This is a genomic window from Pseudomonas xantholysinigenes, from assembly GCF_014268885.2.
GTDB lineage: Bacteria > Pseudomonadota > Gammaproteobacteria > Pseudomonadales > Pseudomonadaceae > Aquipseudomonas > Aquipseudomonas xantholysinigenes.
Genome location: NZ_CP077095.1, coordinates 3,455,827 through 3,469,604 on the forward strand (window position 1 = coordinate 3,455,827; position 13,778 = coordinate 3,469,604).

General features: G+C 64.8%; 11 protein-coding genes. 4 read left to right on the forward strand and 7 right to left on the reverse strand.

Annotated elements, in window-relative coordinates; genetic code table 11:
- Window positions 1-53 precede the first annotated feature (53 nt).
- Both HU772_RS15355 and HU772_RS15360 read left to right on the forward strand, forming a co-directional pair.
- Window positions 54-1,175, forward strand: a complete 1,122-nt coding sequence (locus tag HU772_RS15355) for an MFS transporter (RefSeq protein ID WP_186659668.1) — start codon at window positions 54-56, stop codon at window positions 1,173-1,175.
- A 60-nt stretch (window positions 1,176-1,235) separates the two neighbouring features.
- Window positions 1,236-1,463: a hypothetical protein gene (locus tag HU772_RS15360; protein ID WP_186659667.1), complete on the forward strand. Its 228-nt coding sequence runs from the start codon at window positions 1,236-1,238 to the stop codon at window positions 1,461-1,463.
- Between the two features lie 98 nt (window positions 1,464-1,561).
- Here the strand turns inward: HU772_RS15360 and HU772_RS15365 are convergent, their stop codons facing one another.
- The 6 genes from HU772_RS15365 to HU772_RS15390 form a co-directional block, all read right to left on the reverse strand.
- Entirely contained in the window at window positions 1,562-2,044 is a 483-nt protein-coding gene (locus tag HU772_RS15365) for a copper chaperone PCu(A)C (RefSeq protein ID WP_186659665.1), read from the reverse strand.
- Window positions 2,045-2,653: an SCO family protein gene (locus HU772_RS15370; protein WP_186659663.1), complete on the reverse strand. Its 609-nt coding sequence runs from the start codon at window positions 2,651-2,653 to the stop codon at window positions 2,045-2,047. It abuts the gene before it with no gap.
- 188 nt (window positions 2,654-2,841) lie between these two features.
- A complete protein-coding gene (locus HU772_RS15375; protein WP_186659661.1) occupies window positions 2,842-3,546 on the reverse strand; it encodes a hypothetical protein in 705 nt (234 codons plus the stop codon).
- A 126-nt stretch (window positions 3,547-3,672) separates the two neighbouring features.
- Window positions 3,673-4,257 carry a Fe-S biogenesis protein NfuA gene (gene nfuA / locus HU772_RS15380; protein ID WP_110996563.1) on the reverse strand — a complete coding sequence of 195 codons (585 nt, stop codon included), beginning with the start codon at window positions 4,255-4,257 and terminating at the stop codon, window positions 3,673-3,675.
- Between the two features lie 57 nt (window positions 4,258-4,314).
- On the reverse strand, window positions 4,315-5,349 hold the full coding sequence (locus tag HU772_RS15385) for an acyltransferase family protein (RefSeq protein ID WP_186659659.1): 1,035 nt from the start codon (window positions 5,347-5,349) through the stop codon (window positions 4,315-4,317).
- 262 nt (window positions 5,350-5,611) lie between these two features.
- Window positions 5,612-7,912, reverse strand: coding sequence for a fatty acid cis/trans isomerase (locus HU772_RS15390; protein ID WP_186659657.1), 2,301 nt, complete (start codon window positions 7,910-7,912; stop codon window positions 5,612-5,614).
- 170 nt (window positions 7,913-8,082) lie between these two features.
- Between HU772_RS15390 and metH the strand changes: the two genes are divergently transcribed.
- The gene (gene metH / locus HU772_RS15395) at window positions 8,083-11,790 is read left to right on the forward strand and encodes a methionine synthase (protein WP_186659655.1); all 3,708 of its coding nucleotides are present in this window, start codon (window positions 8,083-8,085) and stop codon (window positions 11,788-11,790) included.
- Between the two features lie 86 nt (window positions 11,791-11,876).
- Window positions 11,877-12,095 carry a DUF2970 domain-containing protein gene (locus tag HU772_RS15400; RefSeq protein ID WP_186659654.1) on the forward strand — a complete coding sequence of 73 codons (219 nt, stop codon included), beginning with the start codon at window positions 11,877-11,879 and terminating at the stop codon, window positions 12,093-12,095.
- Window positions 12,096-12,523: 428 nt separating this feature from the next.
- Here the strand turns inward: HU772_RS15400 and HU772_RS15405 are convergent, their stop codons facing one another.
- Complete coding sequence (locus tag HU772_RS15405; RefSeq protein ID WP_186659653.1) at window positions 12,524-13,600, reverse strand: ABC transporter substrate-binding protein; 1,077 nt, start codon at window positions 13,598-13,600, stop codon at window positions 12,524-12,526.
- Between the last annotated feature and the right edge of the window lie 178 nt (window positions 13,601-13,778).

Genomic DNA, 13,778 nt, shown 5'->3' on the forward strand with positions numbered 1-13,778 from the left:
AACCGCTTGCCCCCCTACCATCTCCGGCCCTTCTCGCCCAAGGCGTCGATACCATGCTTTCCCGATCCTGGCTGGCCCTGGCCAGTGCCCTGCTGATGTTCCCGCAAATTGCCGAGACCCTTTACAGCCCGGCCCTGGTTTCGCTGGCCGAACATTTTGCCGTGAACGCCGCCCAGGCGTCGCTGACCCTGTCGCTGTATTTCGTGGCGTTCGCCGCCGGCGTGCTGGCCTGGGGGCGCCTGTCCGACCTGTGGGGCCGGCGCCCAGCCATGCTCGCGGGGTTGCTGTTGTACAGCGTCGCCGCCCTGGCCGCGCTGCTGGCCGACAATTTCAGCCAACTGCTGGCCGCCCGAATCGTGGCAGCCTTTGCCGCTGCGGTGGGCTCGGTGGTGACCCAGACCGTGCTGCGCGACCGTCACCAGGGCGCCGAACTGGCCCGGGTATTCTCGCTGCTTGGCGCCTGCCTGGCCCTCAGCCCGGCCCTGGGCCTGCTCGGCGGAGCCTGGCTGGATAACGTGCTTGGCTACCAGGGCGTGCTGGCCGGCCAATTGCTGATGGCCACGATATTGCTGGCCTGGACCTGGCGCTGCCTGCCGGAAACCCGCCCCGGCCGATGCACGGCCCCGGCGCTCGGCCAACTGCTCTGGCGCCTGCTCGTCGACCGCCGCATCCAGCAGGCCTGCGCCCTGGTGGCCGTGTTCAACATCAGCGTGTTCAGTTGGTACAGCTTGGCGCCGTTTATCTTCGAGCGGCTCGGCGCCAGCGCCTGGATGGGGTATTCCGGCCTTGCCCTGGCAGGTGGCGCGTTGCTCGGCGCACAGCTCAACGACAGGTTGCTGCGCCGAGGGATCAGCATGCAGCGCCTGTTGCGCCTGGCCTGCCTGCTCGACCTGCTGGCAGCCCTGGCCATGTTGGCGTTGGCCAACAGCCTGTGGGCGGTCGCCGCCATGCTGCTGGTGATGGTTGCCTTTGCCATGGCCATCCCGCTGGTGCTCGGCTCGGCCCTGGTCGACTACGGCGATTGTCGCGGCAGTGCCGGGGCGCTGTTCGGGCTGCTCTATTATCTGCAGATCGGCCTGGGATTGATGCTGGTGGGGGCCGCCCAGGCCCTGGCGGCGACACTGCTGGCCTGCGCGCTGCTGGCCTGCTTGCTGGCCGTTGGCTACCGCGCCTGAGCGTTCCGGCAGCCGCGCTGGCCGCTGCTACACTCAAGGGGCTGAACGGAGGAACCCGCCATGTCCGAACGAGAGATCACCACCCTGATCACCCTGATGAACCAGCGTCAGGCCTGCCTGAGCAGCGCCTGCAAGGAAATCGCCGACTGGATCGACCGTCAGGGCGACATACCCGCTGCGGGTAAGATCCGCGCCAGCCTGAAGGCCCTGGAGGCCGAGGACGCCCAGGTGCGCAAGACCCTGACCTCACTGAACATCGAGCGGCCGCTGCCCAGGTTCCGTAGTTGATGGGGCTGCTTTGCAGGGCGCTCCTACAGGAGATCGTAACCCCCTTGTAGGAGCGGCCTCGTGCCGCGAACGAGGCGCAACGCGCCCCCGAGCTACTCTCAGTGATTCATGTGCATATGGTCATGCCCGGCGCCGGCCTCGGCGTTGAGCGCGCGTACCGGTGCCTGTACCTGCAGGGTTTCCTTCACGCCCTTGGCATCCTCGATGGTCAGGGTCAGCGCTACCTGCTCGCCTTCCTTGACCTGCTGGTTCAAGCCCATCAGCATCACGTGGTAGCCGTTCGGATCCAGGGTCACCGCCTTGCCGGCCGGCAACTCGACCGCCTTGACTTCACGCATGCCCATCACGTCGCCGTTCATGGTCATCTCGTGCACCTGCACGGTCTTGGCCACCGGCGAAGCCACGCCCACCAGCTTGCTGTCGCTGCTGGCGGTGAGGGTCATGAAGGCGCCGGTGGCGTGCTGCTGCGGCACGCTGGCGCGCACCCAGGCATCGCTCACGGTGGTCTGGGCCAGGGCTGGCAAGGTCAGGCCCAGCAGGGCCAGGGCGGCCAGGCCGCGCTTGATCGGTTGCATCGACATTCAGCAGATCTCCATCAGGGTAACCAGATCCTCGGCGCATTCCTTGGCGTTCAGGGAATGCCCCAGGCTCAGGCGCAGGGTGCTACGCGTATCGTAGACGTAGCTGGTGGACGAGTGAGAGATGGTGTAGGTGTCGCCGGCCGGAACCTTCTCGTAGAACACCTTGAACTCCCGGGCCACCGCATCGATTTCCTCGGGGGTGCCGGTCAGGGCGACGATCGACGGATCGAAGGCCTTGACGTAGGCGTCTAGCACCTCGGGGGTGTCGCGCTCCGGATCCAGGGTGATGAACACCGGCTGGAACAGGTCGCGATCACGGCCACGGAGGATCTTGCGAATCTGCGCCACCCGCGCCATGGCGGTCGGGCAGACGGCCGGGCACTGGGTGAAGCCGAAGAAGATCATCGGCATCGACCCGTAGAAGCTCGACAGGGTCCGCTCGTTGCCTTGCGTGTCCTTGAGCTTGAACTTGCGCCCAAGGATCTCGTTGCTCATGTTCTTGCCGTACTTGAAGTCCAGGCCCCGGGCCGGGCTGCAGCCCGCCAGCAGGCCAAGGCCCAGTACGCCCATCCCGGCGACAACCGCGCGCCGGGTCAACAGATCATTCATGGAACCATCCTTTACAGGGAAGGTGCCGACCCCTGGGATGGGCCGGCCAGAAAACCGGGGCATTCTGTCACGCCCCCCCCACCCCATCTACCCGACTTAGGCGCAATCGGGCTGCAGCCCTTTGAATACGGGGCGCGACCGGTTGTCGCAGGGGTTGAATTGGTAACAGTTTATTGCTAGATGCCAACTCAGCCGCGCAACCTGTCCATACGCCGGGCGATCGCGGGGCAGCCGTTCAGGTCGACGGCCTTCTGCCAGAACTCCCGGCGCGCCGGGCTGTTCCGCTCAGCGGCGTAACCGAGCAGCCGGTAAAGTTCAGCCTGATAGGACGGCGCGGTGCCCCATTGCAACTGGATGTCTTTCGGGTCCTGCTTGACACACTCCAGCGTCACCGCCGGTTGCGGATAGTAGCCCGTGAACTGGGAGAAATCGGCCAGCGCCTTGCTCAGCGCGGGTGCGTAGGCAGGCCCGTCGACATACCCCATGCATTGGTTGGCGATCCGCAAAGCCGCTGGCGCGAAGCCTTGCTCCAGGCTCGAGGCCAACAGCGTGCATTGCGCAGGATCGTCAAGCACCGCCGCATCCGGCTGATAGACGAACAGGTAGAGCGCCATACGGTACTGGGCCACGGCATGGCCCGCATCGACTGCGCGCTGCAGCTGTGCCAGCGCCGGCGTCCATTCACCGCGCAACTGGCTCAGACGCGGTTCCAGGTCCTGGGCTGAAGCGCCTTCGGCCAGCTGTTGGATCATTCGCATCATCTGCGGCTCGATAGCGTCGAGGCGGGCAACGGCCTGGCGGTAATCGGTCTCGCTGTTGCCTGGAGGCTGGTACGCCCCCAGTACCTGGGTCGAAAGCATCAGGGTAAACAGCGCGGCAAGGGAGCGCTTCATACCGAGCATCCTTGTTCAGTCGAATGGAAGTAGCTCAACGCATCGCGGGGCAAGCTCGCACCCGCGCCTGGACGGCACTCGAGCCAGGCGTGGGTGCGGGCTTGCCCCGCGATGGAGAAACACGCCTTAGTAGTATGCGTTTTCCTTTTGGCTGTGGTCGGTCACGTCACGCACGCCCTTGAGCTCGGGAATACGCTCGAGCAGGGTGCGCTCGATGCCTTCCTTCAGCGTCACATCGGCCTGGCCGCAACCTTGGCAACCACCGCCGAACTGCAGCACGGCAATGCCGTCGTCGACCACGTCCACCAGGCTCACGGCACCGCCGTGACTGGCCAGGCCCGGGTTGATCTCGGTCTGCAGGTAGTAGTTGATCCGCTCGTTGATCGGGCTGTCCTCGTTGACCATCGGCACCTTGGCGTTCGGCGCCTTGATGGTCAGCTGGCCACCCATGCGGTCGGTGGCGTAGTCCACCAGCGCGTCCTCGAGGAACGGCACGCTGACCGCGTCGAGGTAGGCAGTGAAGCTTTTCAGGCCCACCGGTTCATCGTCGGGCTTCTCTTCGCCCGGCTTGCAGTAGGCGATGCAGGTCTCGGCGTACTGGGTGCCCGGCTGGGTGATGAAAATACGGATGCCGATGCCAGGCGTGTTCTGCTTGGACAGCAGATCGGCCAGGTAATCATGGGCGGCGTCGGTAATGGTTATAGCGCTCATGGAAGTTCCTCACAGACTTGCCGGCAGTGTACGCCAACCCGGCCCTCGAACAAAGTCCTAGTAATTGACTCGGGAAAGCGCCAGCGCCGGCTTCTGCGCCGATCGCGCGGCGAATACGGCCTTGAGCCGCCCATACAGGCTACGTTCCAGCCAGTGGTAGCTGAGCCACGACATTAGTCCGATTGACGGCACGCACAAGGCGAACACCAGGTACGGGTTCAGGCCCAACTGCTCGCTGGCGAACAACCCGCCATACAGCACCAGAACATGCACCAGGTACACCGAGTACGAACAGTCCCCCAGCGCCTTGAGCACCCGGTTGCCCTTGAAATACGGCTCCAGGGCGATGAACGCCAGCACCACCAGCGCGCTGGGCACTCCCCAGTGCAGCAAGCGCGGTGAGGCACCCAAGTAGTACAGCGCCACCACGGCCAGCGCCAGCAGCCCCAGCGGCAGCCACAGCCCCTCGCGCACCAGGCCACGGCGGTAGAGCACGCCGATGCCGATGCCGAGCAAAAACTCGTAGACGATGTCGTTGTGGTAGAAGCGGCTGAGCACGCCCAGGCGCCCCAGCGCTTCGCTGACCAGCAGCAATGCCGCGGTGACCAGCAGCAAGTGATGGCGCTGGCGCACCAGCAAGGCCAGGCCGAACAGCAGGTAGAAGAACATCTCGAAATTCAGCGTCCAGCCAACGTTGAGGGTCGGGTACAGCCCATAGCCACCGGGGTTCTCGGCGGGAATGAACAGCAGCGACAACAGCAGGTGCTGCCACTCGAACACCTGGTGCGGCATCCAGCGGCTGGCGATCAGCATCAGCACGGCCATCAGCAGGCTGTAGAACCAATAGGCGGGGACGATGCGCAAGGCGCGGTTGAGCAGGAATTGCCCGGGGGCGATGGTTTTGTCGCGGGTCGACAAGTAGATCACCAGCCCACTGATGACGAAGAACAGGTCCACCCCCACCGCACCGCGGTCGGCGAGCAGTTGGCCGATGGGGCCGGTGGATTGGAAGTCGAAGAAGATCTGCCTGAAGTGGTGGCAAACCACCAACCAGGCGGCAAAAGCCCGGAGCGCCTGAAGCGAATACAGCATGAATAACCCTGCGTTGGCCGGTGCGTTGAGGCCTCGGCAATCAGGCTATCGCCATCGCGGGGTAGGAGCGGCCTTGTGCCGCGAAAGGGCCGCTGCGCGGCCCCGGCAATCTTTGCAGCGTTGCTGAAGGCCCCTGGGGCTGCTTTGCAGCCCTTTCGCGGCACAAGGCCGCTCCTACCCCGGTGATGGCTGCAGAGCCATTTCAACCGAAACCATCCAGCAGTTCCGACCACGGCAGGCCGGGAAAGTCCCGGTCAACCGATCAGAGGTTCTCGTAGCGGTTCATGTCGAGCACCCCCGCCTCCACCGGATCGGTCTCCTGGATATAGCGATTCAGGTCATGGAAGTACTGCCAGAACTGCGGATGGCTGCGACGCACGCCCCAACGCATGACGATGCGCTCGAACTTGGCGGTGTCGTCCCGCGCCGCCTCCATGTCCTCGACGAACTCCGGCACATCGGCCACCGGAATGTTGAAGATGAAGTTCGGATAGCTGCTGAGCACGCCCGGATACAAGGTCAGGCTGTCCAGCCCGGGCTGGTAGCGATAGGCCTCGCCGAGCAGGAACGCCACGTTGCTGTGGGCGCGGTTGCGCAGCAGGCTGTAGACCTGGCGCTGGCCGCCCTGCCCTTCGATGCGCAGCATGGTCGCCTCGGGCAACTGGCCGATCACCTTGAGCCCCGCCGCCGGGCGCGATACCAGGCGGCTGAGGGTCTGCTCGGCGTCACGGAACTCGACCGGCATCTGCGCGCGCGAACAATGGGCGCCCTTGCAGCGGTTGATCGGGTCGGGCGCGGCGTTGAGGCTGCCGGTGCGTTGCAGCAGTTGCAGGCCGAAGTCGCGCTTGGGATCGTGCTTGTCCAGCTTCAGCGCGCTCGGGGTGCTGGTGTCGATGTCCTCGTAGTCCATCCACATCTTCACCTTGCCGCTGTTCTGGTACCAGTCGCTGAGTATCTGACCACGCTGGTTGGCGGGCATCAGGCGCAGGAAGTTGACCTCGGCGCCGTTACGGATCAGGTCGAAGTACAGGCGCGTCTGCAACTGGTGCGAAACGTTGCCGAACACGTCAAAGTTCACCGCCAACTGGTAGTAAGTACGCTCGAACAGTGGGTAGTCGAACAGCCACATCGTCAACGGTACATCGCCAATCAGGCCCTTGGTCACCGAGGCGCTGTCGAAGTGGCGGAAGATACTCAGCAGGGCGTTGTCGTTGCCGGCCCACAGGGTCGACCAGCTGGGCGCCGGTTGCTCGGCATAGGCTTCACGGCGCAGCGCCTCGTACTCGTTGCGCTTGTCGCGGTAGGCATGCCACAGGCTCAGCACGCTGCCGACATCGTCGATCTGCCCAGGCATGGCCAGCAGCGGCGTGGCCTCGCCCCGGTACTTGGCGTCGGTGATGTAGAGGTCGTGAGCGGGTTCCTGGAACAGCGCCCAGAAGTTGTCGCGGATCACGTCGGTGGCGATCTGCCCACGGCACACCGGGCCACGGATGAAGGTCCGGACGAAGTACTCGGCGTTGTCCAGCATGAACTGGTAGCGGGCCACCGCCGGGATCGCCTCGAAGGTCTCGAACGGGTTGGAGCGGTGCCGCGGGCCATAGCCCGGCAGCGCACTGGCGTGCCAGTCGCCGCTGTAGAACAGCTGCTTGACCCGCTTGAGCTTCTGCGGCCCCATCGGGTAGGTGATATGGGTCTTGTGCACGATCACGCCTTGCACCGGAATCAGCCGATAGTAGAAATCGGTGCCCGGCGGATCGTTGGGGCGGCGCGTGGCGATCAGGTCGACCGGCTGGCCGCTCGGCGTGCGCGAGCGCACCCACTGGAAGAAGTGGCCTTGCTCGCCGCCAACAAAGTAGATGTGCGCCAGGAACAAGTGCTCGTACAACCAGCGACCGACCAATGCTTCGGTCGAACCAGGCCGGTTGAGCAGCTCTTCCCAATCGGCGATCTGCTTGGCTTCCACCGCGCTGGGCTGGACCGGGTTCTTCTCCACCGGGGCACCTGCCGCCAGCCAGCGCTGCAAGGTCTGGTACTCCTGGTCGGTGAGGCCGGTGACCGCCAGTGGCATGCCTTCTTTGGGATGGGCGCCGGCATAGGCGTCGAACTCGTGGGGCAGCGGGCACATGTTGTTGCGGTTGAGCCCCAGGACGATCTCATCGGGCAGCTTGGCATTGGGCGTGAGCGGGGTCTTGTGGCCGAGCTCGAGCATGCGCGCCATCAGCGCGGCCTGACTGCCTTGCTTGTCGAGCACCGAATAGAAGCCCTGCTTGCGCCAGCCGGCCTCGTCACGGGCGTCGTAGAACAGCCGCGTGGTAGGCACTGCCTGGCTGCGTTCGCCCTGGTAGACCGGCACCTTGGAAGCGCCACGCTCAGCGCCCTCGGCACTGCCCAGGTTGAGCTGGCAGGCCGCGTCGTTACAGGCGTGGCAGGCCACGCACTTCTCGGTGAAGATCGGTTGGATGTCCCGGGTGTATGAAATCGTCGGGCTCGATTGGGTGGCCTGCGCGAACGCCACGCCGCTGATGAGCAAGGCGAAGGCGCTGGCAAGTATGCGATACAGCATGTGCCGATAGTCCTGGTTAATTTGAAGCCATCACGATGAGCCTGGCGGGTCCTGAGGTGTTGGGGCGGCACCAACATGAGTGAAATTCATGTAAATGGGCGACACCCCTAAAATCCATGCAGCTTTGTTATTATCGGCACCTTCTGATATTTGCCCGACCAGGTAGTCCTATGTCCGACCGCAGCGCTCGTTTACAAGCACTCCAGCACGCACTCAAAGAGCGCATCCTGATCCTCGACGGCGGCATGGGTACTATGATCCAGAGTTACCGCCTCGAGGAACACGACTATCGTGGCACGCGTTTCGCCGATTGGCCAAGCGATGTCAAAGGCAATAATGATTTGTTGCTGCTCAGCCGCCCCGATGTCATCGCCGCGATCGAGAAGGCCTACCTGGATGCCGGCGCCGATATCCTCGAGACCAACACCTTCAACGCCACGCAGATTTCCCAGGCCGACTACGGCATGGAGGCGCTGGTCTACGAGCTCAACGTCGAGGGCGCGCGCGTCGCCCGCCAGGTGGCCGACGCCAAGACCCTCGAGACCCCGGACAAGCCGCGCTTCGTTGCCGGCGTGCTCGGCCCGACCAGCCGCACCTGCTCGATTTCCCCCGACGTCAACGACCCGGGCTATCGCAACGTCACCTTCGACGAACTGGTGGCAAACTACATCGAGGCCACCCGTGGCCTGATCGAGGGCGGCGCCGACCTGATCCTGATCGAGACCATCTTCGATACCCTCAACGCCAAGGCAGCGATCTTCGCCGTGCAGCAGGTGTTCGAGGAAGACGATGTCGAACTGCCGATCATGATTTCCGGCACCATCACCGACGCCTCCGGCCGCACCCTGTCCGGGCAGACCACCGAAGCGTTCTGGAACTCGGTGCGCCACGCCAAGCCAATCTCCGTCGGCCTGAACTGCGCCCTTGGCGCCAAGGACCTGCGCCCGTACCTCGAAGAACTGGCGACCAAGGCCGACACCCATGTCTCCGCCCACCCCAACGCCGGCCTGCCCAACGCCTTCGGCGAGTACGACGAGACCCCGGCGGAAATGGCCGCGGTGGTCGAGGAGTTCGCCGCCAGCGGCTTCCTCAACATCATCGGCGGCTGCTGCGGCACCACTCCGCCGCACATCCAGGCCATCGCCGAGGCCGTGGCCAAATACAAGCCACGCGCCATCCCGGATATCCCCAAGGCTTGCCGTCTGTCGGGCCTGGAACCGTTCACCATCGATCGCCAGTCGCTGTTCGTCAACGTCGGCGAGCGCACCAACATCACCGGTTCCGCCAAGTTCGCCCGGCTGATCCGCGAAGAAAACTACACCGAGGCCCTGGAAGTCGCCCTGCAGCAGGTCGAGGCCGGCGCCCAGGTGATCGACATCAACATGGACGAAGGGATGCTCGACTCCCAGGCCGCCATGGTCCGCTTCCTCAACCTTATCGCCGGCGAGCCGGATATCTCCCGGGTACCGATCATGATCGACTCCTCCAAGTGGGAGGTGATCGAGGCGGGCCTGAAGTGCATCCAGGGCAAGGGCATCGTCAACTCGATTTCGATGAAGGAAGGCGTCGAGCAGTTCAAGCACCACGCCCGCCTGTGCAAACGCTACGGCGCCGCCGTGGTGGTGATGGCCTTCGACGAGGTCGGCCAGGCCGACACCGCCGCGCGCAAGCGCGAGATCTGCCAGCGCAGCTACGACATCCTGGTCAACGAGGTGGGCTTCCCGCCGGAAGACATCATCTTCGACCCGAACATCTTCGCCGTCGCCACCGGCATCGAAGAGCACAACAACTATGCCGTCGACTTCATCGAGGCCTGCGCCTATATCCGCGACCACCTGCCCTACGCCCTGAGCTCGGGCGGCGTGTCCAACGTGTCGTTCTCGTTCCGCGGCAACAACCCGGTGCGCGAGGCGATCCACTCGGTATTCCTCTATCACGCCATCCAGAACGGCCTGACCATGGGTATCGTCAACGCCGGCCAGCTGGAGATCTACGACGAAATCCCCGCCGCGCTGCGCGAGAAGGTCGAGGACGTGGTGCTCAACCGCACCCCGCACGGCACCGATGCCCTGCTGGCGATTGCCGACGACTACAAGGGCGGCGGCGCCACCAAGGAAGTCGAGAACGAAGAGTGGCGCGCGCTGCCGGTGGCCAAGCGCCTTGAGCACGCGCTGGTCAAGGGCATCACTGCGCACATCGTCGAGGACACCGAGGAGTGTCGCCAGCAATGCGCGCGGCCCATCGAGGTCATCGAAGGCCCGCTGATGAGTGGCATGAACGTGGTCGGCGACCTGTTCGGCGCCGGCAAGATGTTCCTGCCCCAGGTGGTCAAGTCGGCCCGCGTCATGAAGCAAGCCGTGGCCCACCTGATCCCGTTCATCGAGGCCGAGAAAGGCGACAAGCCCGAAGCCAAGGGCAAGATCCTGATGGCCACGGTCAAGGGCGACGTGCACGACATCGGCAAGAACATCGTCGGCGTGGTGCTTGGCTGCAACGGCTACGACATCGTCGACCTCGGCGTGATGGTGCCGGCCGAGAAGATCCTGCAGACCGCCCGCGAGCAGAAGTGCGACATCATCGGCCTGTCCGGGCTGATCACCCCGTCGCTGGACGAGATGGTGCATGTCGCCCGCGAGATGCAGCGCCAGGGTTTCAACCTGCCGCTGATGATCGGTGGCGCCACTACTTCGAAGGCCCACACCGCGGTGAAGATCGAGCCCAAGTACTCGAACGATGCCGTGGTCTACGTCACCGACGCCTCGCGCGCCGTGGGCGTGGCCACCCAGCTGCTGTCCAAGGAGCTCAAGCCCGGCTTCGTCGACAAGACCCGCGAGGAATACGTCGAGGTCCGCGAGCGCACCGCCAACCGCAGCGCCCGCACCGAGCGCCTGAGCTATGCCCAGGCCATCGCCGCCAAGCCGCAGTACGACTGGGCCGGCTATAAGGCCGCGGTGCCCAGCTTCACCGGCGTCAAGGTGCTCGAGGACATCGACCTGCGCACCCTGGCCGAATACATCGACTGGACGCCGTTCTTCATCTCCTGGGACCTGGCCGGCAAGTTCCCGCGCATCCTCACCGACGAAGTGGTCGGCGAGGCTGCCACGGCGCTGTACCAGGACGCCCGCGAGATGCTCGACAAGCTGATCAACGAAAAGCTGATCAGCGCCCGCGCAGTGTTCGGCTTCTGGCCGGCCAACCAGGTGGCCGATGACGACATCGAAGTCTATGGCGACACCGGCCAGACCCTGGCCACCCTGCACCACCTGCGCCAGCAGACCATCAAGCCCGACGGCAAGCCGAACTGGTCGCTGGCCGACTTCGTCGCGCCGAAAGACAGCGGCGTGACCGACTACGTCGGTGGCTTCATCACCACCGCCGGCATTGGCGCCGAGGAAGTGGCCAAGGCCTACCAGGACAAGGGCGACGACTACAGCTCGATCATGGTCAAGGCCCTGGCCGACCGCCTGGCCGAGGCCTGCGCCGAGTGGCTGCACGAGCAGGTGCGCAAGGAGCACTGGGGTTATGCCAAGGATGAGCACCTGGACAACGAGGCGCTGATCAAGGAGCAGTACAGCGGTATCCGCCCTGCCCCGGGCTACCCAGCCTGCCCGGACCACACCGAGAAGGCCACGCTGTTCCGCCTGCTCGATGGCAGCGCCATCGGCGAGACCGGCCCCAGTGGCGTGTTCCTCACCGAGCACTTCGCCATGTTCCCGGCGGCGGCGGTCAGCGGTTGGTACTTCGCCCACCCACAGGCGCAGTACTTCGCCGTGGGCAAGGTGGACAAGGACCAGGTCGAGCAGTACAGCGCGCGCAAAGGCCAGGACCTGAGCGTGAGCGAGCGCTGGCTGGCGCCGAACCTGGGCTACGAGGCCTGACATCGTCCCTGCGCGAGCCAGCCAGACTGGCTCCCGCGCAGACTCGCCTACACTGTCCCTGATTGCCCCTGACCAAGGAGCCACTCATGGACGACCGCACCCCGGGCAAACCGCCCACCTTCTGGCAGATGCTGCAAAGCATCCTGGCCGCCGCCTTCGGCGTGCAGAGCGGCAAGAACCGCGCCCGCGACTTCACCTACGGCAAGGCCAGCCATTTCATCGTCATGGGCACGCTGTTCACCCTGATCTTCATCTTCGTGCTGATTGGCCTGGTGCAACTGGCGATGCACCTGACCGCGCGCTAGCGGCGTGGGCCAGACTCACGCCCCCCTGTCGGAGCGGCCTTGTGCCGCGAAAGGGCCGCGCAGCGGCCCCGGCGATCTTCACGCTATTCACTATGGAGGGGCCGCTTTGCGGCCCTTTCGCGGCACAAGGCCGCTCCTACAGGGGAACACCTGCTCGCAAACGCAAGCCGCCCGCGGATATCCCTTCCGCGGGCGGTTCTGGCAGGCTTGACGGTCTGAAAGGATTGGCCGCTACTGATGGCTGACCCAATATACGGCGGTGACCACCACCAGCACGATCAGACACAGGATCGCCCAGGCGTCGACACTGCTATCAGCTTTGCGTAGCTTGGTTGAGTTTCCCATTGCATTGCCTCTTGTAGTGGTTCTGGGAATGCACTTCAAGCAGCAGTTAAGTCCAGCAATGCCCATTGCTCAAGCAGGGTCTTTCAGTAGTCGACGGGTGACGTGAGGAACGGGTAGCGGAAATCCGCCGGGTGCCCTTCGGCGCTGTAGCGCTGGAAGTCGATGCCATGGCTGTCCAGCTCCAGCAGCTTCAGCCAGCGCCGGGCCTTGGCCGGGTCGATCAGCTGCAAGGCCGGCACGCTGTGCTCGCGCCGCCCATCGCGGTCCACCCTCAAGCCCTGGGCGTCATCGTGGAGCATGACCATGGCCCAGCCGCCCAAGGTGAAGTGCCCGCCCATCAGCACGCTCAGGCGCCCGTCGATGCGGGCGCGCAACGCCTCCGGCGAGCTGTTGACGGCACTGAAGATCACCTCCCGGCCCGGTTTGCGGCCCGCCGCCTCGAACGCCTGCATGGCGCCGAACGCCATCTGGTCGTTGGCCGACCACACCAGGCGGGTCTCGGGATAACGCTGCACCAGCATCTGCGCCTGCTCGAACGCGCGCTGGCGGCTCCAGCCGCCGTACACCACCTGGCGCAGGCGTACCTGGGGAAAGTCCGCCAACGCCCGGCGCATGCCCTGCTCGCGCAGTTGCGAGGCCGGCGTGGTCTTGACCCCGGCGAACGCCAGCAGGTCGACAGGGCCCGCGTCATCAGGCAACTGCGCGACCATGGCCCTGAGCATCAGGTAGCCAGCCTGCTCATCGTTGCCCACCAGGGAGCCGAGCACCTCGGGATATTTGTCCGGCTGCGCCTTGATGCTGCGCGCCTGGCTGTCGGTCAGGCCGTTGTTGACCAGGAACAGCTTGACCCCGCTGTCCCGGGACAGGCGGATGATCTCCGGCGCCACGTACTGCTCGTTGACCAGCACCAGGTAGTCCGGGCGCTGCGCCCCTTGCAGCACCGCCCGCGCCTGGGTCAGGGCCAGGTCGGCGCGGCGCTCGCTGTACTGCACGCGCAACTGCATGCCCAGGTCCGTCGCGGCGGCCTGCATGAAGCGCGAATAATCGACCCAGAACGTCTCGTTGGAATATCCCGGATTGAGAAACACCACCGAAGCGGCCTGTGCGCCCGCCACCAGCGGCAAGCTCAGGCACAGGCTCTGGCACAAGGCCTTGAGCATGCGGATACATCCCTGCAGAGCAAACGGCGGATTATAGCGGCACAAGGCCACGGCGCGGATAAATGCCAGTCAGTCTCACTTAGTCCAATTGGTTCTTTTCATATGCAAAAACATCACTTTAGCGCATAAACCCACTCTGCTATCGTGCCTCGGCTCCGACCCGGAGTGCGCGGCCGTG